At 66.8% G+C, this 22,685-nt stretch carries 22 protein-coding genes and 1 tRNA gene; 4 read left to right on the forward strand and 19 right to left on the reverse strand.

The features are described 5' to 3' along the window. Window positions 1–24: 24 nt before the first annotated feature. The 9 genes from J3A72_RS18675 to ffh all read right to left on the reverse strand — a co-directional run bounded on the left by J3A72_RS18675 (window position 25) and on the right by ffh (window position 6,630). Window positions 25–459 carry a DUF1801 domain-containing protein gene (locus J3A72_RS18675; RefSeq protein ID WP_075076186.1) on the reverse strand — a complete coding sequence of 145 codons (435 nt, stop codon included), beginning with the start codon at window positions 457–459 and terminating at the stop codon, window positions 25–27. A gap of 79 nt (window positions 460–538) precedes the next feature. Further along, entirely contained in the window at window positions 539–919 is a 381-nt protein-coding gene (locus J3A72_RS18680) for a DUF6404 family protein (protein WP_032956354.1), read from the reverse strand. 82 nt (window positions 920–1,001) lie between these two features. Further along, entirely contained in the window at window positions 1,002–1,403 is a 402-nt protein-coding gene (rplS, locus tag J3A72_RS18685; protein ID WP_005415736.1) for a 50S ribosomal protein L19, read from the reverse strand. A gap of 154 nt (window positions 1,404–1,557) precedes the next feature. Next, window positions 1,558–2,316: a tRNA (guanosine(37)-N1)-methyltransferase TrmD gene (trmD, locus tag J3A72_RS18690; protein ID WP_046429552.1), complete on the reverse strand. Its 759-nt coding sequence runs from the start codon at window positions 2,314–2,316 to the stop codon at window positions 1,558–1,560. Between the two features lie 8 nt (window positions 2,317–2,324). Further along, on the reverse strand, window positions 2,325–2,837 hold the full coding sequence (gene rimM, locus J3A72_RS18695) for a ribosome maturation factor RimM (protein ID WP_010483256.1): 513 nt from the start codon (window positions 2,835–2,837) through the stop codon (window positions 2,325–2,327). A 44-nt stretch (window positions 2,838–2,881) separates the two neighbouring features. After that, window positions 2,882–3,142, reverse strand: a complete 261-nt coding sequence (gene rpsP, locus J3A72_RS18700) for a 30S ribosomal protein S16 (protein WP_005415733.1) — start codon at window positions 3,140–3,142, stop codon at window positions 2,882–2,884. A 98-nt stretch (window positions 3,143–3,240) separates the two neighbouring features. Beyond that, complete coding sequence (locus J3A72_RS18705) at window positions 3,241–4,053, reverse strand: aminotransferase class IV family protein (protein ID WP_046429550.1); 813 nt, start codon at window positions 4,051–4,053, stop codon at window positions 3,241–3,243. Beyond that, on the reverse strand, window positions 4,050–5,126 hold the full coding sequence (locus J3A72_RS18710) for a nitronate monooxygenase (RefSeq protein WP_075076185.1): 1,077 nt from the start codon (window positions 5,124–5,126) through the stop codon (window positions 4,050–4,052). The genes J3A72_RS18705 and J3A72_RS18710 overlap by 4 nt, the downstream gene beginning before the upstream one ends. A 127-nt stretch (window positions 5,127–5,253) precedes the next feature. Beyond that, window positions 5,254–6,630 carry a signal recognition particle protein gene (ffh, locus tag J3A72_RS18715; protein ID WP_014036403.1) on the reverse strand — a complete coding sequence of 459 codons (1,377 nt, stop codon included), beginning with the start codon at window positions 6,628–6,630 and terminating at the stop codon, window positions 5,254–5,256. A gap of 122 nt (window positions 6,631–6,752) precedes the next feature. On the opposite strand from ffh, the gene ccsA reads away from it, so the two are divergent. Next, on the forward strand, window positions 6,753–7,547 hold the full coding sequence (ccsA, locus tag J3A72_RS18720) for a cytochrome c biogenesis protein CcsA (protein WP_075076184.1): 795 nt from the start codon (window positions 6,753–6,755) through the stop codon (window positions 7,545–7,547). Between the two features lie 100 nt (window positions 7,548–7,647). Here ccsA and J3A72_RS18725 read toward each other — a convergent pair whose 3' ends face one another. From J3A72_RS18725 to radA, 4 genes are all read right to left on the reverse strand, one after another. Then, complete coding sequence (locus J3A72_RS18725; protein ID WP_075076215.1) at window positions 7,648–8,112, reverse strand: hypothetical protein; 465 nt, start codon at window positions 8,110–8,112, stop codon at window positions 7,648–7,650. 107 nt (window positions 8,113–8,219) lie between these two features. Further along, a complete protein-coding gene (locus tag J3A72_RS18730; protein WP_075076183.1) occupies window positions 8,220–10,526 on the reverse strand; it encodes a tetratricopeptide repeat protein in 2,307 nt (768 codons plus the stop codon). 48 nt (window positions 10,527–10,574) lie between these two features. Continuing rightward, on the reverse strand, window positions 10,575–12,434 hold the full coding sequence (locus J3A72_RS18735) for an ATP-binding protein (protein WP_014646396.1): 1,860 nt from the start codon (window positions 12,432–12,434) through the stop codon (window positions 10,575–10,577). A 136-nt stretch (window positions 12,435–12,570) separates the two neighbouring features. Continuing rightward, a complete protein-coding gene (radA, locus tag J3A72_RS18740; protein ID WP_014646395.1) occupies window positions 12,571–13,947 on the reverse strand; it encodes a DNA repair protein RadA in 1,377 nt (458 codons plus the stop codon). Window positions 13,948–14,096: 149 nt separating this feature from the next. Between radA and J3A72_RS18745 the strand changes: the two genes are divergently transcribed. Continuing rightward, the gene (locus J3A72_RS18745; protein ID WP_075076182.1) at window positions 14,097–16,154 is read left to right on the forward strand and encodes a bifunctional diguanylate cyclase/phosphodiesterase; all 2,058 of its coding nucleotides are present in this window, start codon (window positions 14,097–14,099) and stop codon (window positions 16,152–16,154) included. 358 nt (window positions 16,155–16,512) lie between these two features. Here J3A72_RS18745 and cyoD read toward each other — a convergent pair whose 3' ends face one another. From cyoD to cyoA, 4 genes are read right to left on the reverse strand one after another with little or no spacing between them, the layout of a single operon-like run. Beyond that, window positions 16,513–16,854 (reverse strand): cytochrome o ubiquinol oxidase subunit IV, encoded by a 342-nt coding sequence (gene cyoD, locus J3A72_RS18750; RefSeq protein WP_005415725.1) that lies wholly within the window; start codon window positions 16,852–16,854, stop codon window positions 16,513–16,515. Continuing rightward, on the reverse strand, window positions 16,854–17,492 hold the full coding sequence (cyoC, locus tag J3A72_RS18755; RefSeq protein WP_014646393.1) for a cytochrome o ubiquinol oxidase subunit III: 639 nt from the start codon (window positions 17,490–17,492) through the stop codon (window positions 16,854–16,856). Before cyoC ends, cyoD begins: the two co-directional genes overlap by 1 nt. Next, complete coding sequence (cyoB, locus tag J3A72_RS18760; protein WP_032956371.1) at window positions 17,489–19,486, reverse strand: cytochrome o ubiquinol oxidase subunit I; 1,998 nt, start codon at window positions 19,484–19,486, stop codon at window positions 17,489–17,491. The genes cyoC and cyoB overlap by 4 nt, the downstream gene beginning before the upstream one ends. 2 nt (window positions 19,487–19,488) lie before the next feature. Beyond that, window positions 19,489–20,529: a ubiquinol oxidase subunit II gene (gene cyoA / locus J3A72_RS18765; RefSeq protein ID WP_014646391.1), complete on the reverse strand. Its 1,041-nt coding sequence runs from the start codon at window positions 20,527–20,529 to the stop codon at window positions 19,489–19,491. A 355-nt stretch (window positions 20,530–20,884) separates the two neighbouring features. On the opposite strand from cyoA, the gene J3A72_RS18770 reads away from it, so the two are divergent. Both J3A72_RS18770 and J3A72_RS18775 read left to right on the forward strand, forming a co-directional pair. Next, the gene (locus J3A72_RS18770) at window positions 20,885–21,520 is read left to right on the forward strand and encodes a GyrI-like domain-containing protein (protein WP_075076106.1); all 636 of its coding nucleotides are present in this window, start codon (window positions 20,885–20,887) and stop codon (window positions 21,518–21,520) included. Window positions 21,521–21,533: 13 nt separating this feature from the next. Next, window positions 21,534–21,869 carry a hypothetical protein gene (locus J3A72_RS18775; protein ID WP_075076107.1) on the forward strand — a complete coding sequence of 112 codons (336 nt, stop codon included), beginning with the start codon at window positions 21,534–21,536 and terminating at the stop codon, window positions 21,867–21,869. A 117-nt stretch (window positions 21,870–21,986) separates the two neighbouring features. Here the strand turns inward: J3A72_RS18775 and J3A72_RS18780 are convergent, their stop codons facing one another. Together J3A72_RS18780 and J3A72_RS18785 are read right to left on the reverse strand one after the other, a co-directional pair. Continuing rightward, on the reverse strand, window positions 21,987–22,421 hold the full coding sequence (locus J3A72_RS18780; protein ID WP_069117424.1) for a hypothetical protein: 435 nt from the start codon (window positions 22,419–22,421) through the stop codon (window positions 21,987–21,989). Window positions 22,422–22,609: 188 nt separating this feature from the next. Further along, window positions 22,610–22,685: transfer RNA gene (locus J3A72_RS18785), tRNA-Thr, on the reverse strand.

Here is a 22,685-nt window from a genome sequence, read left to right on the forward strand (position 1 = left end):
GGGAAAGGAATGAGAAAGTCGGGGTTACATGCGCTCGCCGGGCAACGCGGCGGCCTGGCGCACCCAGTCGAGGAACTGTGCCTCATCCAGCGCGCCATCCTGTGCGATATGCAGGTAGCGCGTATCGGCACTCTTGGACGGCTCGGGCGGCATCGGCTTCAGCACCGCGCCACGAAAGAACGCCACCTTGATGTAGCGGGTGAAGCAATGGAAGCTGAGAAACCAGCCTTCGCCCGGCGCCACCGCATACATCGGCGAGTTCCACTTCACCGCCTTGTGCACGCCGGGTACGGCCCGTTCGATCAACGCATCCAGCTGTGCGCCGACCGGGCGTTTCCAGTCCGGCATGGCGGCGATGTATGCCTGCACCGGAGCATCGCCCTCGCCCTTGGCGATCTGCGGGTTGCCACCGGACAGCAGGGTGGGCGCAGCGGTGGGTGCGGTTCGCTTGGCAGGCATCGCACGGCACGTCCATCGGGATGAAACCGCAGCCTAGCGCGGCCCGTAGCCAGCGGTCACGGCGCAGTGCGCCATCGGCTCAGTCCGCCTGCCGCGCCCGGAACTGGCGCCAATCCGGCAGCTTGCGGTGGCGGCGCAGCGAGCGCATCAGCGCCGCCATCACAAGGCCGAACAGCGCGCCGGCCACCAGACCGGCCACCAGCAACAGCACCAGCGGGCGTTCGCTGCCCTGCCACAGCATCAGCCACATCAGCGCGGTCCAGAACAGCCCGAACAGCAGGCCCTGCACCAACGCGTTGGTGCCAAAGCCGGCCAGGATCGGTGGCGGCAGTGCGATGCCCAGGCGCCACAACAGGCGATGCAGCAACGGCGCCGATTGCACGCGTGCCAGCCCCTTGCCGTCGAGAAAGCGCAACGCCGACTGGATCACGGCCGGATAGCGAAGGTTGATGTCGTTCATCACCTGATCGTGGCCGATGCGATGCCGGAAACGCAAACGGCCACCCGAAGGTGGCCGTCGCGGCAACAACCGAAGTTGTTTATCAGGCCTTGTCGGCCAGACGGGCAGCCTTGGCGGCAGCAGCGGCAGCCAGGTCTTCCTTGATGCGGGCAGCCTTGCCTTCCAGGCCACGCAGGTAGTACAGCTTGCCGGCGCGGACCTTACCACGACGCTTCACTTCGACCGAGTCGATGATGGCGCTGTGGGTCTGGAAAACGCGCTCGACGCCGTAGCCGTGCGAGATCTTGCGGACGGTGAACGAGGAGTTCAGGCCGGCGTTCTTGGTGGCGATGACGACGCCTTCGTAGGCCTGCACGCGCTCGCGGCTGCCTTCCTTCACCTTCACGTTGACGACAACGGTGTCGCCCTGGCTGAACTTCGGCAGTTCACGGGTGATCTGGGCGGATTCGAATTCCGCGACGATGGACTTGTTCAGCTTGCTCATGGGTTACACCGATTCTTGTTCGGGTGGGCGTGTCGTATCGACAACGTAGGCTCATGCAGTCACCGGACTGTGCTGCACGTTTGTTTTGGGTACTGCGCGCGCCGACCAGGGCCGACGGGAATTGGCCATGATAGCCGATAAAGCCGACCCTGCGCTAGGGGCTGGCCTTCTGGTTCCGGGCCTGACGGCCCTGCTCCAGCAGTTTGCGGTCGGCCTTGCCCAGTGCCTGTTCATCCAGCAGGTCCGGGCGCCGCTCGGCGGTCCGGAGCAGCGACTGCTGGCGACGCCAGGCGGCGATGGCCGCGTGGTTGCCCGAGCGCAGCACGTCCGGCACGTCACCCAGCGGGTGCTGGGCCGGCTGGCTGTAATGCGGGCAGTCGAGCAGGCCGAGGTCGCCCTCGAAGCTGTCCTGCGCCGCCGATTCGGCGTCGTTCAGGGCACCGTCCTGCAGGCGGGCCACGGCGTCGATGATCACCGCCGCGCCCAGTTCACCCCCGGACAGCACGTAGTCGCCGAGGGAGATCTCCTCGTCGACATTGGCCTCCAGGAAACGCTCGTCGATGCCCTCGTAGCGGCCGCAGAGCAGGACCACGCGCGGCAGCGCCGCCAGTTCCCGCACCTTGGCCTGGGTCAGCGGCGCCCCCTGCGGGCTGAGGTAGATCACCCGCGCCGGGGTCGGATCAGCCTCACGGATCGCCTGCAGGCAGGCCTGCAACGGCTCGATCAGCATCACCATGCCCGGGCCACCACCGAACGGACGGTCGTCCACGCGGCGGTAGTTGCCTTCGGCGTAATCACGGGGGTTCCAGCCGTGCAGGCTGAACAGCCCCTTCTCCTGCGCGCGCCCGACCACGCCCAGTCCGGCGGACTGGGCGAGGAACTCGGGGAACAGGGTGATGACGTCGAAACGCATGCTCACGCTCAGAACTCGGGATCCCAGTCGACCACGACCAGGTTGGCCTCGAAGTCGACCGACTTGACGAAGTCCGGCTGCACGAACGGAATCATCCGCTCGCGATCACCGCGGACCACCACCACGTCGTTGGCGCCGGTGCTGAACAGGTGCGAGACCTGGCCCAGGGCAACGCCCTCGGTGGTCTTCACGTCCAGGCCTTCCAGGTCCACCCAGTAGTACTCATCGGGCTTCGGTGGCGGCAATGCACTGCGGGCCACGTAGATCTCGGTGCCGTGCATCGCTTCGACGGTATCGCGGTCCTCGACGCCGGGGAAACGGGCGACCAGGTGCTTGCCGCTGTCGCGGCCACGCACACCTTCAATCGTGGTTTCCACGCCGGACGGGCTGCGCACGATCCACGGCTGGTAACGGAAAATGGCGGAACGTGGCTCGGTCCAGGACTCGAGCTTGATTTCGCCGCGCACACCAAAAGCGCCGACAACCCTGCCCAGCAGGATGCGGCGCTCGATATCTTTCATCTGCTTCAACCAAGAGGGCCACGCCGAAGCGTGGCCCGTCAGGATCAGGCCGCAGCGGCCTGGGACTTGGTCGCTTCCTTGATCAGGTTGCGGACCTTGTCGGTCGGCTGGGCGCCGTTCTTGACCCAATGGTCAACGCGGGCCAGGTCCAGCTCGATGCGCTTCTCGGCGCCCTGGGCAACCGGGTTGTAGAAGCCAACGCGCTCGATGTTGCGGCCGTCGCGCGCGCTGCGCACGTCGGTGACGATGATGTGGTAGAACGGACGCTTCTTGGCGCCGCCGCGGGTCAGTCGAATCTTGACCATGGTGTTTTTCCTATTGCCCAGTCGCCAGGATGGCGAGGTAAGCGGGCGATTATAGCGGCAGAGCCCGGCCGAGCCAACCCCGGGGAACCCGCCCGGGGTCAGAACCCTTTTGCGCCGCAAAAGGGATCTGACCCCAATCTGTCCCAAGGCACCGCCGCCAGCACTGCCCTGCCCCGTTCAGCCAAGGCCTGCGAGCCGGGCAGGACATGCCCGTCAATGGCGTCCAGCGCCCAAAGACCGCTGGCGTTGCAGGCAAACGCGCTCTTCACACCGGCCAGGTCCGCCAGCCGCAACGGCTGCGTCGCCTGTGCCCCCGGCCAATGCTGCTTCAACAGCGCCTCGGCGGTCCCGCGCAGGGCCGGCGCCTGCGGCCAGAGCAGCCGTTCACCATCGTGCACGGCCAGATTCCAGGTGCTGCCTTCACTCACGTCGCCATCGGCGGTCACGAACAGCACATCGTCGAATCCTTGCGCCATCGCCGCGCGACGCTCGGCAAACAGGCCAAATGTGCCCACATGCTTGATCTGCGGCATTTCGCGCTGCCAGGCCACGCTGCGCACGCGCTTGGGCGCGGCCAGGGCCACCGGCGCTGAAACTGCCACCAGCACGTCCACCGGCACGGCCGCCAGCGGATTGCGGAAATCGAAGCGGCGCGAGTACACCGTCACCCGCAGCGAGGCATCGGCCAGGCCGGCCTGCCGCAGCGCCTGCGACATCCACGCCTGCACCTGCACCGTGTCCAGTTCGCTGCCGAACAGTTCGCGCGTGGCCTGCGACAGCCGCGCCAGATGCAGGTCCAGCCCCTGCACTGCACCACCACGCACCTGCAGCGAGGTGAAGTGGCCGTAGTTCACCAGCGCCGGCAGCAGGTCCGCCACCTGCGCCGGCTGGCCATTGCAGGTGACCCTCATCGCAGCAGCGCCTGCGCCTGTTCCCACATGCCGCGCAGCACGTCGGCGGCCGGCTGTGCAGGCGCCATCCACGCCGACTGCCCGGCCCAGGCCTGCATCGCCGCCAGGCGATTTTCCTGCACGGCCTGCTTGCGCATCGGCGCGGTCAGGCCACGCTGCACCGGGTACGGGCGCGGCGCAGGGGCGCCTTCGGCAGCAGCGGCGCGCACATACGCGGTCGCCAGGCCACGGCCAAGGCGGCCGCTGAACGCGCGCGTCGGCCAGGTATCTTCCGGTTCGCTGGCGGCCAGCCCATCGGCCCACGCCGACGCGATCGCCGCCTCGGGCGTGCGCAGGAAGGCGGTGCCGATCTGGACGGCGCTGGCCCCCAGGGTGAGTGCGGCAGCAATGCCACGGCCATCGGCGATGCCACCGGCAGCGATCACCGGAATCTGCAGGTGATCGGCCAGGCGCGGCAACAGCGCGAACAGCCCGACCAGCTGGCGTTCGGCCATTGCCGGATCAAACGCACCGCGATGGCCACCGGCCTCCATGCCCTGCGCCACCACGGCGTCGGCACCGGCGTCCTGTGCGGCACGCGCTTCGGACAAGGTGGTCGCGCAGGCGATCCAGGCAATGCCGGCGTCCTTCAGCTGCTGCACGTGGCGCGGCAGCAGCACGCCCATGATGGTCGACGCCACCGCCGGGCGTGCCGCAAGCAACGCAGCGAACTGTTCTTCGAAATCGGCAGGCGTGGGGTCGCCGGCGCTGGCCGGCACGTCCGGGCCCCACTGCGCGAGGAATGCGCGGCTGGCGGCCTCGGCAGCGACATCACGGCTCGGTGCGGGGTCCGGCAGCCACAGGTTCACCTGCGCCGGGCCGGTGGAGGTCGCGCGGAAGTCCTCCATCCAGCGACCGATATCGGCCGACGACGACAGCACCGCGCCCATCGCCCCCATGCTGCCCGCATTGGCCAGCGCGGCGGACAACGGTACGGGGCAGGCACCGGCCATCGGTGCCAGCAGGATCGGAACGGAAATGCCAAAGCGCCGGCAGAACGCCTCGACGCGGGAAGTTACAGCGGAACTCTGCATGACGGCCCATCGTTTCGTACAGGCCCCCATGGTGCGCGCGGGACAGGGGAAGAGTCGAGCCTGCTGCTGCGCGCCGCCGCCCGAGCGTGAGCTCGGGCGCTACATCACACTGCGGACGGGGCCGTCATCAACGGAACGGCATGCCGCGGCCGCCCATGGCGCCCATCATGCCCTTCATGCTGCGCAACATGCCCTTCATGCCACCGCCGGCCATCTTGCTCATCATCTTTTCCATCTGCATGTACTGCTTCATCAGCTTGTTGACGTCGGCCGGGGTCACGCCCGAACCCTTGGCGATGCGCGCGCGGCGCGAGCCGTTGAGCAGGTTCGGGTTGCGCCGTTCCTTCTTGGTCATCGAGCCGATGATGGCGATCATGCGCGGCACTTCCTTGCCCTGGCTGACCTGCTGCTTCAGGTGGTCGGGGATGTTGCCCAGGCCCGGCAGCTTGTCCATCAGGCCGCCGATGCCGCCCATGTTCTGCATCTGCTCGAGCTGGTCGCGCATGTCGTTCAGGTCGAACTTCTTTCCCTTCGCGACCTTCTCGGCCAGCTTGGCGGCCTTGTCCTTGTCGACCTGCTGCTCCACCTGCTCGACCAGCGACAGCACGTCGCCCATGTCGAGGATGCGGCTGGCGATGCGGTCCGGATGGAACACGTCCAGGCCTTCCGGCTTTTCGCTGACACCGACGAACTTGATCGGCTTGCCGGTGATGTAGCGCACGCTCAGCGCGGCACCGCCGCGGGCGTCACCGTCGGTCTTGGTCAGCACCACGCCGGTCAGCGGCAGCGCATCACCGAAGGCCTTGGCGGTGTTGGCCGCGTCCTGGCCGGTCATGGCGTCGACCACGAACAGGGTTTCGGCCGGGTTCACGGCAGCGTGCAGGGCCTTGATCTCGGCCATCATCGCTTCGTCGATGGCCAGGCGGCCGGCGGTATCGACCAGCAGCACGTCGACGAACGACTTGCGCGCGTCGTCGATGGCGGCGCGGACGATGGCCTCCGGCTTCTGGTCGGCGCTGGACGGGAAGAACAGCACGCCGACCTGCTCGGCCAGGGTCTTCAGCTGCTCGATCGCGGCCGGGCGGTAGACGTCGGCCGAAACCACCATCACCTTCTTCTTGCGCTTTTCCTTCAGGTGCTTGGCCAGCTTGCCCACCGTGGTGGTCTTGCCGGCGCCCTGCAGGCCCGCCATCAGGATGATCGCCGGAGCGGGCACATTGAGGTTCAGGTCGCTGGCCTCGGCACCCATCACCGCGGTCAGCTCGTCGCGCACGACCTTGATCAGGGCCTGGCCCGGGGTCAGCGACTTCAGCACTTCCTGGCCGACCGCGCGCACCTTGATGCGCTCGATCAGGGCCTGCACCACCGGCAGCGCGACGTCGGCTTCGAGCAGCGCGATGCGCACTTCGCGGGTCGCCTCGCGGATGTTCTCCTCGGTCAGGCGGCCGCGGCCACGCAGGCGCTCGATGGTGCCGGAAAGGCGCTGGGTCAGGGACTCGAACATGCGGCGCAACCTGTCTGAAAGCGGGGGACAATAAGGCAGACAGTATAACGGGTCCGGCTGTCCGCCCGGACTGCGACCACCGGGCCGTCGCCAGCATCACAGGGGTATGCGAAACTGCAACGATGACAATCGTTCTCATCGCCGTCCTGCTCTACCTGGCTGCCAGTGCCCTGCTGGTGCGCGCGCTCGGCCGCGATGAAAGCACCGGCTCCCCCACCTGGCTGTGGCCGGCCCTGCCAGCGATGCTGCTGCATGGCGGTTACCACGTGATGGTGGCGATGCGCACCAACGGCGGGCCGGACATGCACTTCTTCGCCGCGCTGTCGCTGGTCGGCCTGGGCATGGCCTGGCTGACCTCGCTGGTGGGCGCGCGCGGCCGCATGTCGGCGCTGGGCGTGGTGGTGTTCCCACTGGCCGCGGTACTGCTTCTGGCCTATCACGGCTACGGCCACGAGCCGAGCAAGGTGCTGGGCTGGCGCCTGGCCAGCCATGCCTGGCTGGCGCTGCTGGCCTACGCCACGCTGAGCATCGCCGCGCTGCTGGCGATCATGCTGTGGCTGCAGGAACGCGCCCTGCGCCGCCGCGAGTTCCGCCCGTGGCTGCGCGCGCTGCCACCGCTGGCCGACCTGGAATCGCTGTTGTTCCGGGTGATCACGGTCGGCTTCGCGCTGCTGACCCTGACCCTGGTCACCGGCGTGCTGTTCGTCGACGACCTGCTGGCGCAGAAGCTGGTGCATAAGACCGTGCTGAGCGTGCTGTCGTGGATCGTGTTCGGCGTGCTGATGATCGGCCGTCGCCGCTACGGCTGGCGCGGCATGAAGGCGGTGCACTGGACGCTGGCGGCAATGCTGTTGCTGCTGCTGGCGTTCTTCGGCAGCCAGTTCGTGATCGAACTGGTGTTCGGGCATACGCGATAGAAGCGTGCCGCCCAACGGTCGGCACCCACCCCAACATCACCGGGTAGTGCCGGCCGCTGGCCGGCAACTGAACCACGCCCTACGTGGATGCCGCAGACGATCAAGGCAGCGGCTGCGCCAGTATCTTCCGTACCGAGCGTCCACTGTTGGTGAGAATGTCATCGACCTGCCAGCAGCCCTGGCCCTGGCGCACCATCGGCAGACGGGTCACGTAGGCCTTCTTCCATACCGCATAGCGCATCTCGACCTGGCCGGCAGTGGCCGAGGCCTCTTTCCAGCGGTAACGCACCGGGGTTTCAATGTCGCCGTCCTGCGCATCCAGCCACGGGTCGGAATCGATCGTGCAGATGCCCTCTTCGCGCTGCTGGCAGGCACGCTCGCCACGCAGTGCCTTGCCGAACGCCGGGCTGACCAGCGCGGGCGGTGGCTCCAGCAGGTCGCCATTGCCGGTCGTGGCCTCGAACAAGGCACGGGCAACGGCCATGGGTTCCTGGCAGGCCGGTGCGGCCTGCACGGTGGGGGCCAGCAGCAGCCCGGCGATCACGAACATCCCTGTCTTTCGCATGTATTCCATTCCCTGGTGGTGATGATGATCCGTTGTAGAGCCGAGCCCATGCTCGGCTGCTTTCCGCGTGGGCCGAGCGCAGGCTCGGCTCTACAGGAGCGTGCAGCTTACAACCCGTAACGCTCGATCACGTCCAGATGCGGCTGGCGATCCTGGTCACAGGCTTCAGCCAGGCGCAGCCAGCAATGCGGATGCGGCCACGTCGCGGTGTGCTGCTGGAGGAAGCGGTGCAGCGCCAGCGGCGCATGGTCCTGCGGCTGGGCGACGGTGAACAGCAGGCCGGGCAGCGTGCCCTCCTCCCTATCGGGGTCGGTGACGGTGTAGTCCGGGCGGCTGTGCGACCACACCTTCCAACCCTGTGCTTCGGCCGCCTCGACGAAGGCATTCCACGCCTCTTCGCCCGGGTGCGCGCCATCGATCATCCAGCTGCGGGCGAAGCCGCCGCGCTCCAGCACATGCACCTGCGCATAGGTCGGGATGAAATGCTCGCGCGCTTCCTCCTCCTCGGGTGCCGGATGCACCAGTGCGGCATCGAACACCACCCAGTCGCCCACCTGCTGTGCGCGGTTGGACGGCGCATTCTCGACGATGCGCGCGGTCACCGGGCCGCTGCGGCGGGCGTAGTACTCCATCGGTTCGCCGTTCTCTTCGCTGCGGATGATCACCCAGCCCCAAGGCTCGTCGACCACGCCCTCGTGGCTGGACAGCTCCATGCCGATCGCCGCGGCCGAGCGGCGCACCGCGTCCCAGTCGCGCGCCGCGCTGGCCGCACTCATGTGGTCCCAATGCGCGGCGTTCGGCTCGTCCAGCAGCTCCACCAACTGCGCATAGCAGGCCTGGGCCTCGCTGAAGCGGCCGGTTTCCATGTACATGCGCGCCAGCGTGCCGCGCGCGCCGTGCGAGCCCGGAGACAGCTCCAGAAGCGATCGGGCCGCCTGCTCCAGCGCCGGCCAGTCGGACACCCGGCGTGCGCGCTGCACGTCGCACCAGTGCGCGAACACCGGCACGCTGCTGCGGTAGACCTCGGCCAGCTGGCGCAGGCCGTCGTCGTCCCCCTGCTCGGCCAGCCAGCGCATCAGCGTGTAGGCTGCGGGACCATCGTTCTGCGCATGGCTGCGTACGAACCGCCACAACAGCGCTCGCGCCTCGGCCTGCGCGCCGCAGGCGCTCAGCGCCGAGGCGGCCATCTCGGCCAAGGCCTCGTCATCGGGCAGCTGCGCCTGCGCCTGCAGCAACCACTGCGCCTCGCGCTCGGGGTCGCGCGCCTGGTTCTGTTCACCCTGCGCGTCCAGCCATGCCAGCAGCTCGCCGGCCGGCACCGGCAGCGGTGCGACATCCGGCAATGCATCGATGCGTGCCGCCAGGCCGGCCACCAGCGCTGCCGCCCCCCGGTCCTGGCGCAGCTGCGCCAGATGGGTGCGGGCCAGTTCCAGCTGGCGCAGCGCCACCCAGCGCGCACCACGCTGCAGGGCAAGCTCCAGGCTCAGCGCTGCCACTTCGATCAGCAGGCGATGCGATCCGACCCGGGCGAAGTGCTCGATGATCGTGTTGAAGCGCGTGCCCAGGTCCCACGTATTGCGCGCAGGGTCACGCTGGCACAGCGCTGCGGCGGTGTTCGCCCACAGCCGCCAGTAGTTCGGGGTCAGCTCGCTCCACGGCACCAGCTGCTGCAGCGCTTCTTCGTCGCGGCCCAGCTGGGCCAACGCCCATGCCTTGGACAAGCGGCGCGGCACCGTGCAGTTGGCCGGCTCGTACTCCCCGGAGGCGGCCACTTCGGCTTCGCGCTTCTCGATCAGCGCCAGTGCCTCGTCGGCGCGGCCGACAGCGAGCAGGATCTTGATCTGCATCTCCGGGAAGCTGTCGAACACTTCCTTGCCACAGGCCTCCACGGCGTCGGCCTGCGCCTGCAGGTAATCCAGCGCCTCCTGGCCACGGCCATCGTCGAGCAGCGCATCGGCTTTCTCGCAGCTCAGGCACTGGAAGCAGGCCCAGCTGGGATCGATGCGGCCGAGGGTCTCGTCGCACACCTCGATGCGCTCGGGCACCCAGCCCGGGCCATCGATGTTGCCGTAGCAGGCGGCCAGGTCCTGGGTCACGCAGATCGACTGCGGGCATTCCAGGGTGTCTTCGCGGTGTGCCCGCTCGAACAGCGAAACGGCTTCGCCAAGTGCGCTCTCGCCTTCAACACGGTTGCCGACGCGGTTGCGCAGCGCCCAGTGGCCGACGTAGACGTCGACCCAGGGGTTGTCGAGCGCCTTGCCCAGTGCGCGTGCTTCGGGCAGCAGTGCATCGACGCGGTCGATCTGCAGTTCACTGACCTCGTCGGCGAGGCGGTTCAGCAGGTGCGCGTTCTGCGCCTGGCCGGCCTGGCGCAGGTCGCCCTGCAGTTTTTCGACCCAGTTCCAGATGTCCATGGGGTAAGTACTCCTGTCTAGCGAAGGCTGGATGAGAGGGCGCGGTGCTCAGCGCAGCATCTGCTGCAGAGCACCGGCGATATCGGTAAAGGCGCCGTTGAGATCCGGGCCCTGCGTGGCGGTCGTTGCCCGGGCCAAGGGACGGCCCTGCGCAGCGACGATGATCTTCAGCGAGCGCAGCAGGCGCGCCGCCGCTTCGGCCTGCGGGTGGCCCTCGCGCTGGGCGCGCAGCAGCGCCTGCACCGCCGGGTTGTCGAGGTTGAGGTACAGCCGCGAGGGTGCGCGCGATTCGATGCGTGCGGTGAACTGGCGCGCCAGGCGCAGCGCCGCCATCGAAACGCGCTTGTCGTTCTCGTCGTCTTCCAGGCGCTGCTTCAGTTCGGCCTCGCGGTCGGGCACCACCACCACCGGCAGTGCTTCCGGGCTGAAACGCGCCGGCAGCAGCTGCTCGCCATCACCCAGCTGTTCGCGCAGCCATGCGAGCTGCGCGTCGTCGAGGCTGTCATCGCTGCGGAACAGTGCGCGATTGCCCTGCTCGGTGCCGAGTTCAACCAGGCGCAGGCCCTTGGCCTGGGCCCAGCGCCGCAGGAACGGCACCACCGCGTAGCGATGGCCATGCGCGACCGGCACCCCCATCGCGCGGAACAGCATCTCTTCGAAGCCACCGCCATTGTCGAGGATGACATGCACGGCACCGCGCGCCGGCAGGGCACTGGCCGGCAGGTCGCCCTGCGAGGTCGGCACGCGCACATGCTCCATCAGCAGGTCGAACAGGCGGTCATCGCACAGCGCCGCGCCCAGCAGCGCCTCGTTGTGGCGGCTCAATACGCGTCGCCACGCCTCCGGCTGCTGCCGCGCAACGTCGGCCAGACCATCGATCAGCGCCTCCAGCAAGGCATGTTGCACAGCGCGGTACTGGTCATCGCGCTGCAGGTCTTCGCGGCTGGCGGTGGGAGTCAGCCGCGAGGATTCGATCACCCCGCCGATGAAGCCAGCCCACGGCGGCAGCAGGTCACGGGCATCGTCATCCAGCAGCATGCCGCGCACGAACACCGACAGGTTGCGGTTGTCGCTGGTGCCATAGGTGGCACCATCCTGCACCCACAGCAGGCCGGTGGCATCGCTGTTGCCGTCGGCACGCAGCGGCACGGTGACGATCGGCTCGAAATCGTGCTCGAAGCGCGCGGCGAACTGCAGTGCCTGGCGGCGTGCCTGCACCGGGTGCACGGCCACGTCACCCTGCCCCCGCCACGGCGGCGGCTCGGGGTTGAGCGCTTCGGTCGCAGCACCGATGAAGATCGGTTCGGACAGCAGCGCGCAGTAGCGGCCCAGCACCTCGTGCAGGCGCGCCTCGTTGGCCAGCGGCAGGAAGTCCGGATGCAGCTCCAGTTCCACCTCGGTGCCGACCGCACGTGCCGGCACTTCGCTGACGGTGTACTGCTCGGCATTGCTGGACACGTACAGATGGCCCAGCTCCGGCGTCTGGTACGAGGTGGTACGCACGCTGACCCGGCGCGCCAGCACGAAGGCCGACAGGAAGCCGAGGCCGAACATGCCGATCAGGCCTTCATCATCCTCGCCGCCCTGGCGCAGGCCACGGGTATAGCCGACGCCGACGGTGGCCAGGTAGTCGTGGATCTCCTGGCGGGTCAGGCCGGCACCGGTATCGGTGATGCGCAGCACGCCGGCACCGGCATCGACCTGCACCGAAATGCGCGAAGGCACCTGGACGCCGGGCTGCTCGATGCGGCGGCGGATGATCGAGTCGTGCGCGTTCTGCACCAGTTCGCGCAGCGCCACCACCGGGGTGGAATACAGGTGCTTGCCCAGCACCGTCATCAGTCCATTGAGATCGACCCCGGCACGACGGATCTCGGCGTTGGGGGCGGTGAGCGCGGTGTCCTGCATGTAATCGTTTACTCCTGGGCACGGAAAGGCGCCAGAGGGCGCCTTCGTCGAGCGGGAAAAACTAGCACAGCCAGCCTGACCGTTGCCGTATATGACGTATGTAGAGGCAGGCCCCGCAGCAGTCCCCCCCCGTGCCTCACGCCGCGTCGATGGCCTCGGACAGGCGCTCCACCGCGATCACTTCCATGCCTTTCACCGATCCGCCCTTGGGCGCATTGGCCTTGGGCACGATGGCGCGCTTGAAGCCATGGGTGGCGGCCTCGCGCAGGCGGTCTTCGCCATTGGGCACCGGTCGGATCTCACCGGACAGGCCCACCTCGCCGAACGCAATCGTCTTTTCCGCCAGCGGCCGGTCCTGCAGCGAGGACAATACGGCCAGCAGCACCGGCAGGTCGGCGGCGGTTTCCTGCACGCGGATGCCACCGACCACGTTGACGAACACGTCCTGGTCGCCGACCAGCACGCCACCGTGGCGATGCAGTACCGCCAGCAGCATGGCCAGGCGGTTCTGCTCCAGGCCGACCGCGACACGGCGCGGATTCGACAGCGGCGACGCATCGACCAGCGCCTGCACCTCCACCAGCAGCGGCCGGGTGCCCTCGCGGGTGACCATCACGCAGCTGCCCGGCTGATGGGTGCTGCCGCCGGACAGGAAGATCGCCGATGGGTTGGAGACCTCCTTCAGGCCCTTGTCGCCCATCGCGAACACGCCCAGTTCGTTGACCGCACCGAAGCGGTTCTTGAACGCGCGCAGCAGGCGGAAGCGGCTGCCGCTCTCGCCCTCGAAATACAGCACTGCATCGACCATGTGCTCGAGCACGCGCGGGCCGGCGATGCCGCCCTCCTTGGTCACGTGGCCGACCAGGAACACGGCGGTGCCGGTCTCCTTGGCAAACCGGACCAGCCGCGCCGCGCTCTCGCGCACCTGGCTGACCGAACCGGGCGCGGCGGTCAGGCTCTCGGTCCACAGGGTCTGCACGGAGTCGGCCACGATCAGCCGCGGGCCGGCCTTGGACGCATGCTGCAGGATCGATTCGACCCCGGTCTCGGCCAGTGCGTTGACCCCGTCCAGCGGCAGCTCCAGGCGGTGCGCGCGGCCGGCGACCTGCGCCAGCGATTCCTCGCCGGTGACGTACAGCACCGGCAGTTCGGCCGCCATCTTCGCCACCGCCTGCAGCAGCAGGGTCGACTTGCCGATGCCCGGATCGCCACCGACCAGCACCACCGCGCCCTCGACCAGGCCACCGCCCAGCACCCGGTCGAACTCGCCGATGCCGGTGGAGACCCGGCGATGCTCGGTCTGCTCCACGTCCTTCAGGGCGGTGATCTTCGGCGGGTCGATCTTGCCGGCCCAGCCGGCCCGGCGCGAAGCCGGCGCCTTGGCCGCCGCCGCGCTTTCCAGCACGATCTCCGACAGCGAGTTCCAGGCGTTGCACTCGGTGCACTGGCCCTGCCACTTGCTGAATTCGGCGCCGCATTCATTGCAGACGTAGGCGGTGCGGGCTTTTGCCATCGGATGATTTCCAGCAACGGGAACAGGCGTGGCAGGATAGCCGAGCCGGGTCGCAGGTGCTGCGACCACTCAAGTCCTGCCCACCTGCGCCGATAGGGGTCGCGGGCGTGCGCCTTGCGGGCGCCCCTCCCTCCCCCACTGGATTCATCATGACTGGCAGCTACAGTCAGAGCCTGGTCATCATCTCCCTGCTGGTGGCCATTCTTGCTTCGTACACGGCGCTGGACATGGCCGGGCGCCTGGCCACGGCCGAGGGTCGCGTGGCCCGCTGGTGGCTGGCCGGCGGCGCGGCGGCCATGGGCCTGGGCATCTGGTCGATGCACTTCATCGGCATGCTCGCCTTCGACCTGCCGATTCCGGTGGGTTACGACCTTGGCATCACCCTGTACTCGCTGGCGGTCTCGATCGGCGCCTCGGCCTATGCGCTGTGGCTGGTGTCGCGGCCCAGCCTGCCGTGGCGCCGGCTGCTGGCCGGGGCCGTGCTGATGGGCCTGGGCATCGCCACCATGCACTACCTGGGCATGGCGGCGATGCGCATGCAGCCGGGCATCGACTACCACCCGGGCTGGTTTGCCGCCTCCATCGCGGTGGCCATCGGTGCCGCCGGCGCCGCACTGTGGATCGCCTTCCGCCTGCGCACCGAGCGGCGCAACACCCTGCTGCTGCGCGCGCTTGCTTCGCTGGTGATGGGCCTGGCCATCGTCGGCATGCATTACACCGGCATGGCGGCGGCGCGCTTCCCCGAAGGCAGCATCTGTGGCGCCGTCGGCAGTGGCGGCATCGACACGCGCTGGCTGGCGGTGCTGGTGATCGTCACCACCGTGGCCACGCTGGGCATCGCCCTGGTCGCCTCGCTGTTCGACCGGCAGATGCGCGTGCGCACCGGTCTGCTGGCCGATTCGCTGGCGCACGCCAACGACAAGCTGATCCAGGCCGCGCTGCACGACCCGTTGACCCAGCTGCCCAACCGCATGCTGCTGCAGGACCGCATCGAGCAGGCCATCGAGAAGGCGCGGCGCCGCAACCATGCAGTGGCGGTGATGTTCTGCGACCTGGACGGCTTCAAGGCGGTCAATGATGCGTACGGCCACCAGCTCGGCGACCGCCTGCTGGTGGCGGTGGCACAGCGCATCGGCGGCCAGCTGCGACCGCAGGATACGTTGGCCCGCCTCGGCGGCGATGAGTTCGTGATCGTGCTGGCCATCGACATTCCCGACGATGCGGTGGTGGTGGCCGAGCGCATCATCGCCGCGGCCGGCGAACCGTTCCTGCTGGATGCGGCCGAACTGCAGGTCAGCGCCAGCCTGGGCATTGCCCTGTACCCGGATGACGCCGGCAACGAGCGCGAGCTGATGGCCCACGCCGATGCGGCGATGTACCACACCAAGGAAACCGGGCGGAACGGCTACACCTTCTTCACCCCCTCGATGCAGCTCAGTGCCAACCGCCAGCTGCGCCTGCTGCAGGACCTGCGCAAGGCCATCGCCCGCGACGAACTGATCCTGCATTACCAGCCCAAGTTCCCTGCCGCCGGCGCACCGGCCACCGGGGCCGAAGCGCTGCTGCGCTGGCAGCACCCGGAGCTGGGACTGCTGGCGCCGGACGTGTTCATCCCCATTGCCGAGCGCAGCGGCCTGATCCTGCCGATCGGTGACTGGGTATTGGACCGCGCCTGTGCGCAGCTGCGGGCATGGCACCAGGCCGGGCATACGGAATGGACAATGGCGGTGAACCTCTCGCCGCTGCAGTTCGCCTCGCCGGCACTGCTGGACAGCGTGCGCGAGGTGCTGCACCGGCACCGGATCGAACCGGCGCGGCTGACCCTGGAGATCACCGAGACCACGGCGATGAAGGACGTCGATGCCAGCCTCGCGATTCTCAACGACCTGACCGCGATGGGCGTGCACATCGCCATCGATGATTTCGGCACTGGCTATTCCAGCCTGCTGTACCTCAAGCGCATGCCGGCCACCGAACTGAAGATCGACCGTGCGTTCGTGCACGACCTGGAGCGTAATGACGAGGACGCCGCCATCGTCTCGTCGATCATCGCGCTGGGCCGCACCCTGCAGCTGCAGGTGGTGGCCGAGGGCGTGGAGACGCAGGCGCAGCGCGAGTACCTGAGCGAACTGGGGTGTGATCAGTTGCAGGGTTACCACCTGGGCCGACCGATGGACGCCGAGGAATTCCTGCGCCGGGTGGGGTGAGGCGCCAGGTCCGGGGTCGGATCCCTTGCCGCAGGCAAGGGCTCTGACCCCATCCACGCATGGCGTGGATCTCCTGGTAGAGCCGGCCGCTGGCCGGCTTCGCGTAATTGCCGGCCAGCGGCCGGCACTACCACCCTGTGCCGGCCATGCCGGGTCGGATCCCTTGCCGCAGGCAAGGGATCTGACCCCATCCACGCATGGCGTGGATCTCCTGGTAGAGCCGGCCGCTGGCCGGCTTCGCGTAATTGCCGGCCAGCGGCCGGCACTACCAGCCTGGTGGGTGCATGAAACGCGCAACCACAGCGAACAGAAAGGCCGCCCGAGGGCGGCCTTTCTGCGTGGCAACGTCGCGAGGACGTCAGTGCATCATGTGCACGTTCATGTTGTGCATGACCCACAGGGTGCCGATCACGATGATGCCGATCACCACAACGGTGAAGGCCGCAGCGTTGACGTTCCAGCGGCTTTCCGAAGAGCGGTCCAGGTGCAGGAAGAACACCAGGTGGACCAGCATCTGCAGCACCGCGGTGACCGCGATCACCACACCGTTGACGGTGCGCGAGAAATCACCCGACATCACCATCCAGAACGGGATGACGGTCAGCACCACCGCCAGCACGAAGCCGATCAGGTACGACTTCACGCTGCCGTGGCTTTCGCCGCCGGTGCCGTGGTCGTGTGCGTGGTTGTCATGTGCCATTACAGCGCTCCATTGAGGTAGACGACGGAGAACACGCCGATCCAGATCAGGTCCAGGAAGTGCCAGAACAGGCTCAGGCACGCCATGCGGGTCTTGTTGGTCGGGGTCAGGCCGTACTTCTTCAGCTGCACGAACATCACCAGCAGCCACAGCAGGCCGGCGCTGACGTGCAGGCCGTGGGTGCCGACCAGGGCGAAGAACGCCGACAGGAAGGCACTGCGGTCCGGACCGTAGCCCTGATGGATCAGGTGCTGGAACTCATAGACTTCCATGCACATGAAGCCGAAGCCCAGCAGCCAGGTAACCGCCAGCCACAGGAACATCTGGCCAACCTGCTTGCGGTGCATGGCGATCATGCCCAGGCCGAAGGTCAGCGACGAGGTCAGCAGCAGCGCGGTTTCCCACGCCACGAACGGCAGTTCGAACAGGTCCTTCGCGGTCGGGCCACCATCGGTACCGCCTGCCAGCACCACGTAGGTGGCGAACAGCGAGGCGAAGATGAGGCAGTCGCTCATCAGGTACACCCAGAAACCGAAGACGGTGTTGCCGCCGGTGTCGTGGTGCTCGTGGTCGTCATGGCCATGGGCCGCCGCGTGCGCGGCGTGCCCGTGGCTCAGGGTCGAGGTATTGGTGCTCATGCCTTCAGCTCCGACTTCACCAGGCCCTGGGCTTCCAGGTGCTTGCGGTGTTCGTTCTCGATGCGTTCCACCTCGGCGGCCGGGACCCAGTAGTCCACGTCCTGGTCGAAGGTGCGGTAGATGAACGTGGCGATCATGCCGACGAAGCCGACGATGGCCAGCCACCAGATGTGCCAGATCATCGCGAAGCCGAACACCAGGCTGAAAGCACCGATGACAACGCCCGTGCCGGTGTTGCGCGGCATGTGGATGTCGGTGTACTTGGCCGGCTTCGGCCAGGCTTCACCACGCTGCTTGCGCTCCCAGAAATCGTCCAGCTCGGTGACTTCCGGCAGCGTGCCGAAGTTGTAGAAGGCCGGCGGCGAAGAGGTTTCCCACTCCAGCGTACGGGCATCCCACGGGTCGCCGGTCAGGTCGACGGTCTTCTTGCGGTCGCGGATCGAGACGGCCACCTGGATGATCTGGCACAGGATGCCGGCGCCAACGATGAAGGCACCTGCGGCGGCGATCAGCAGCAGCGGCTCATAGGCCGGGTTGACCGTGCTCTGCAGGCGACGGGTCATGCCCATGAAGCCCAGCACGTACATCGGCATGAAGGTCACGTAGAAGCCGATGAACCAGCACCAGAACGCGCACTTGCCCCAGAACTCATTGAGGCGGAAGCCGAACATCTTCGGCCACCAGTAGGTGATGCCGGCGAACATGCCGAACACCACGCCGCCGATGATGACGTTGTGGAAGTGGGCGATCAGGAACAGGCTGTTGTGCAGCACGAAGTCGATGGCCGGGATCGCCAGCATCACGCCGGTCATGCCGCCGATGACGAAGGTGACCATGAAGCCGATGGTCCACAGCACCGGGGTGGTGAAGTGCACGCGGCCGCGGAACATGGTGAACAGCCAGTTGAAGATCTTCACGCCGGTCGGGATCGAGATGATCATCGTCGTGATGCCGAAGAAGGCATTGACGTTGGCACCGGAGCCCATGGTGAAGAAGTGGTGCAGCCACACGATGAACGACAGCACGCCGATGCAGGCGGTGGCGTAGACCATGCCCTTGTAGCCGAACAGCGCCTTGCGCGAGAAGGTCGCGATGACTTCGGAGAACACACCGAACGCCGGCAGGACCAGGATGTACACCTCCGGGTGACCCCAGATCCAGATCAGGTTGATGTACAGCATGGCGTTGCCGCCACCGTCATTGGTGAAGAAGTGCGTACCCAGGTAACGGTCCAGGGTCAGCAGCACCAGGGTGATGGTCAGCACCGGGAAGGCAGCGACGATCAGCACGTTGGTCACCAGGGCGGTCCAGGTGAACACCGGCATCTGCATCAGCTTCATGCTGGGGGTACGCATCTTCAGGATGGTGATGAAGAAGTTGATACCGCTCAGCGTGGTACCCAGGCCTGCGACCTGTAGACCCCAGATGTAGTAGTCCATGCCGACGCTTGGACTGTATTCGATGCCCGACAGTGGCGGGAATGCCAGCCAGCCGGTGGCAGCGAACTCACCGATCCACAGCGACAGCATGATCAGCACCGCACCGGACACGAACAGCCAGAAGCTGAGCGAGTTGACGAACGGGAACGCGACGTCGCGCGCACCGATCTGCAGCGGCACGGCCAGGTTCATCAGGCCGGTGATCAGCGGCATCGCCACGAAGAAGATCATGATCACGCCGTGGGCGGTGAAGATCTGGTCGTAGTGGTGCGGCGGCAGGTAGCCCTCGGAGCCACCGACGGCGATGGCCTGCTGGGTACGCATCATGATGGCGTCGGAGAAACCGCGCAGCAGCATGACGAAGGCGACGATGAGGTACATCACGCCGATCTTCTTGTGATCCACCGAGGTGAACCACTCCTTCCACAGATAGCCCCACAGCTTGAACTTGGTGATCAGGGCGACGACGCCCAGGCCACCAAGAACCGCGCCGATCAACGTCGTCAGGACGATCGGATCGTGGGGGATCGACTCAAGAGAGAGTTTTCCCAACATGTTCATTCTCCCGAACCCGCGTGGCCGGCATGGCCTGCGTGTTCGTGTTCGTTGGCATCCAGGTTTTCACCCGATTCCTTGGAATCATGCGCATCACTGGGGGCATGGCCCTCGTGCGCTTCATGGGTGGCGGCATCGGCAGCGGCGGCACCGGCATGCGAGTGCTTCATGCCGTAATGCTTGTTGTCGCCCATGTGCTTGGCGATGACCCAGTCGAACAGGCCTTCTTCGGTCTTGCCGAAGTAGGTGACCGGATACCACTCGGCGTTGCGTGCTTCACCCAGCGCCTTGAACGAGGCCTTGTCCAGGGTCTGCTCACCGGCGCGGACCTGGTCCAGCCACTGGCGGTATTCGGCATCGGTGACCGAGTAGGCGGTGAAGTGCATCTTGGCGAAGCCCGCGCCGCTGTAGTGCGAGGACATGCCCGGGAATTCGCCGGTCTCGTTGGCGATCAGGTGGAGCTTGGTCTCCATCGCAGCCATCGAGTAGATCATGCTGCCCAGGTGCGGGATGAAGAATGCATTCATCACCGAATCGGACGTGATCTTGAAGTTCAGCGGCGTGTTGACCGGGAACTTGATTTCGTTGACGACCGCCACCTTCTCTTCCGGATAGATGAACAGCCACTTCCAGTCCAGCGAGATCGCCTCGATGGTGACCGGCTTGACGTCCGAATCCAGCGGACGATACGGGTCCAGTGCGTGCGACGAACGCCAGGTCAGGACCGCCAGCACCAGCACGATCATGCAGGGAATGGACCACACCACCACCTCGATCGCCGTCGAGTGGGACCACTTCGGCTCGTAACGGGCCTTGGTGTTGGAGGCGCGATACTTCCACGCGAACGTCAGGGTCATGATGATGACCGGGATGACGACCAGCAGCATGAGCACGGTGGCCGTGATCAGCAGGGTCTTCTCATCCTGGCCGATCTGGCCCTTCGGACTGAGGATGGCCACCGCATCGCAACCGGTGAGCATCACCAGCAACGACAGCAGCAGGCCCGGGCGCAACCAGCGCCCAAGGGTTTTCAACGGAATCATCGGTCGATCCAATTGCGAGGGAATGCCGTTCCCCGTCCCTGCCTGTTCCGGCCAAAAGCCGGTCCCACCGGTCCGGAAGACAGGCAGGGAGGTGGGGTCGAGTCAGCCTTTCAATTTTAGGCCGTCACCCACCATTTAAGAAAGGCATTGACATTGATCGAGCGCAGGAAAGGCCCGATTCTGGCTGCGACACGTTGTCGCACCGCGCAGGTGTGACGGGCCCATGACCCAGGACTGCGTGCCGGCCCCGCGCGCTCGTGGGGCCATTCGCCCTCGTTCGGCAAAGTTACCTGAACCGGTTCAGCGTACTGGCGGGTACCTGGCGTGGGATGCTCTGCACAGGAGGAAGCCCCCGATGGACAAGATCGACTTCAAGAAGCGCGACCGGGCGCTCTATCAACCGCCCGCCGGCAGGTTCGTACCGGTCGATGTGCCGCCCCTGCCCTACGTGATGGTCGATGGTCGCGGCGACCCGAACACGGCCCCCGCCTACCTGCAGGCCGTGCAGTGGCTGTATTCGGTGAGCTATGCATTGAAGTTCGCGCTGAAGGCCGAAGGGCGCGACTACGTGGTGCCACCGCTGGAGGCGCTGTGGAGCGCCGAGGACCCGGCCAGCTTCATCGCGCGACGCAAGGATGAGTGGGCCTGGACCGTGATGATCCGCACGCCTGAGGATATCCGGCCTGCGCAGTGGCAAGCGGTGATCAGCAAGGCGCGCGCGAAGCTGGGGGATGCGCCGCCCAGCCTCCGCCATGAAATCCTTGCCGAGGGCCCCAGCCTGCAGACCTTGCACGTGGGCGCCTACGACGACGAAGGCCCCGTCCTGGCGCATCTGCATGACGAAGTGATGCCCGCACTGGGTTACACCTTCGCCGGCCCCCATCACGAGATCTACCTGAGCGACCCGCGCAGGATCGACGCGGCGCGGTTGAAAACCGTGCTGCGGCAGCCGGTGCGGCCGATCGGGCCTGATGAGGATTCCGGCACATGACACAAGGAATGCCATGCACCTGATCAACCGACTGCTGCACTGGACCACCCTGCCCGCCGGGCGCCGCCTGATGGCCGTGCTGGGTGCCGCGCTGGTGATCGTGCTGGCCTGCAATCCGGATCTGCTGCCGTTGTTGCCGGTGGTGGATGCGCTGGGCCTGGACGTACTGATGCTGTTGCTGGGTGCGCAGGTGGTGGCGGTCCTGCCTTGGGTGCGGGAGCGGGCCGCGCGTGGGATCAGGGTGCTCGCACACCTGCTGATCGGTGCATCGGCCGGAGCAGCAGGTGGCTATCTCCGGCAGCTCGGGTGGTGGCTGGCACGGGGTCCGGTGATCGCTGGACGTAAATGAAGGCGTGTTTCCATCGGTTACGTTGCCGCCCCCCCTTTTCCTTGGGCAGAAACAGAAAGCCCCCGCGAGGGCCGGGGCGTTCTGTTGATGGACCTGCTCGCCTTGCGTGGAGCGCGCCTAGAACGCGGTCGGACCGATCTGAATCACGCCATCATGGGCCAACGCGAGACGGATCTTGGTTCTGCCACCCGCCGTGACCATTTGGGAAATCTCGCGCCTGTGCGCCGATTCATCCCCCCACGAACAGAGACCTTTGCCTGCGAAACTTGCGCTGACAATGCGATTCCCGGCGGGAACAGACAGCGAGACAGACTCTCCCCGCTGCAGATGGGCTGCCAGGGTGCCGTCGATATACAGTGCAAGCGGGCACGCCCCACCAACCGCGCCAACGTCGCGCGTAACAATTACCTGTCCGGAAGCAGTGTCACCGATCCCATTGAAGGCGAAAACCCGCTCGGCGGGCACCGGTTGCGCCTGTTCGGAGCTGATCTGGCGGGTTGCACAGCCGGCAAGAACGACGCACGCAATCAGACTCACCACGATCTTCTTCATGAGATCCCCCGTTTATTGAAACTGTGTTGCCCGGTCCAGCGCCGCAAGCAATACACCTTGGCAATGTTAACCCCGACCAAGCAGGTACATGCCCGCGGTTCCATCGGACGCTGGCGCGGGCCCTGGGCCGGCGCCAGCACAGCCCAAACAAAAAGCCCCGACCAAAGGCCGGGGCTTTTCATTGCAACTGGTGCCGGAAACAGGAGTCGAACCTGCGACCTACGCATTACGAATGCGCCGCTCTACCAACTGAGCTATTCCGGC

Origin of the sequence: Stenotrophomonas sp. PvP093, assembly GCF_017876915.1 — a bacterium.
GTDB lineage: Bacteria > Pseudomonadota > Gammaproteobacteria > Xanthomonadales > Xanthomonadaceae > Stenotrophomonas > Stenotrophomonas muris.

What these genes read in the sequence shown, in the direction of transcription:
- J3A72_RS18675 (WP_075076186.1), bottom strand. Translation starts at nt 459, where the DNA reads ATGCCTGCCAAGCGAACCGCACCCACCGCTGCGCCCACCCTGCTGTCC.
- J3A72_RS18680 (WP_032956354.1), bottom strand. Translation starts at nt 919, where the DNA reads ATGAACGACATCAACCTTCGCTATCCGGCCGTGATCCAGTCGGCGTTG.
- rplS (WP_005415736.1), bottom strand. Translation starts at nt 1,403, where the DNA reads ATGAGCAAGCTGAACAAGTCCATCGTCGCGGAATTCGAATCCGCCCAG.
- trmD (WP_046429552.1), bottom strand. Translation starts at nt 2,316, where the DNA reads ATGCGTTTCGACGTCATCACCCTGTTCCCCGAGTTCCTCGCCCAGTCC.
- rimM (WP_010483256.1), bottom strand. Translation starts at nt 2,837, where the DNA reads ATGAAAGATATCGAGCGCCGCATCCTGCTGGGCAGGGTTGTCGGCGCT.
- rpsP (WP_005415733.1), bottom strand. Translation starts at nt 3,142, where the DNA reads ATGGTCAAGATTCGACTGACCCGCGGCGGCGCCAAGAAGCGTCCGTTC.
- J3A72_RS18705 (WP_046429550.1), bottom strand. Translation starts at nt 4,053, where the DNA reads ATGAGGGTCACCTGCAATGGCCAGCCGGCGCAGGTGGCGGACCTGCTG.
- J3A72_RS18710 (WP_075076185.1), bottom strand. Translation starts at nt 5,126, where the DNA reads ATGCAGAGTTCCGCTGTAACTTCCCGCGTCGAGGCGTTCTGCCGGCGC.
- ffh (WP_014036403.1), bottom strand. Translation starts at nt 6,630, where the DNA reads ATGTTCGAGTCCCTGACCCAGCGCCTTTCCGGCACCATCGAGCGCCTG.
- ccsA (WP_075076184.1), top strand. Translation starts at nt 6,753, where the DNA reads ATGACAATCGTTCTCATCGCCGTCCTGCTCTACCTGGCTGCCAGTGCC.
- J3A72_RS18725 (WP_075076215.1), bottom strand. Translation starts at nt 8,112, where the DNA reads ATGCGAAAGACAGGGATGTTCGTGATCGCCGGGCTGCTGCTGGCCCCC.
- J3A72_RS18730 (WP_075076183.1), bottom strand. Translation starts at nt 10,526, where the DNA reads ATGGACATCTGGAACTGGGTCGAAAAACTGCAGGGCGACCTGCGCCAG.
- J3A72_RS18735 (WP_014646396.1), bottom strand. Translation starts at nt 12,434, where the DNA reads ATGCAGGACACCGCGCTCACCGCCCCCAACGCCGAGATCCGTCGTGCC.
- radA (WP_014646395.1), bottom strand. Translation starts at nt 13,947, where the DNA reads ATGGCAAAAGCCCGCACCGCCTACGTCTGCAATGAATGCGGCGCCGAA.
- J3A72_RS18745 (WP_075076182.1), top strand. Translation starts at nt 14,097, where the DNA reads ATGACTGGCAGCTACAGTCAGAGCCTGGTCATCATCTCCCTGCTGGTG.
- cyoD (WP_005415725.1), bottom strand. Translation starts at nt 16,854, where the DNA reads ATGGCACATGACAACCACGCACACGACCACGGCACCGGCGGCGAAAGC.
- cyoC (WP_014646393.1), bottom strand. Translation starts at nt 17,492, where the DNA reads ATGAGCACCAATACCTCGACCCTGAGCCACGGGCACGCCGCGCACGCG.
- cyoB (WP_032956371.1), bottom strand. Translation starts at nt 19,486, where the DNA reads ATGTTGGGAAAACTCTCTCTTGAGTCGATCCCCCACGATCCGATCGTC.
- cyoA (WP_014646391.1), bottom strand. Translation starts at nt 20,529, where the DNA reads ATGATTCCGTTGAAAACCCTTGGGCGCTGGTTGCGCCCGGGCCTGCTG.
- J3A72_RS18770 (WP_075076106.1), top strand. Translation starts at nt 20,885, where the DNA reads ATGGACAAGATCGACTTCAAGAAGCGCGACCGGGCGCTCTATCAACCG.
- J3A72_RS18775 (WP_075076107.1), top strand. Translation starts at nt 21,534, where the DNA reads ATGCACCTGATCAACCGACTGCTGCACTGGACCACCCTGCCCGCCGGG.
- J3A72_RS18780 (WP_069117424.1), bottom strand. Translation starts at nt 22,421, where the DNA reads ATGAAGAAGATCGTGGTGAGTCTGATTGCGTGCGTCGTTCTTGCCGGC.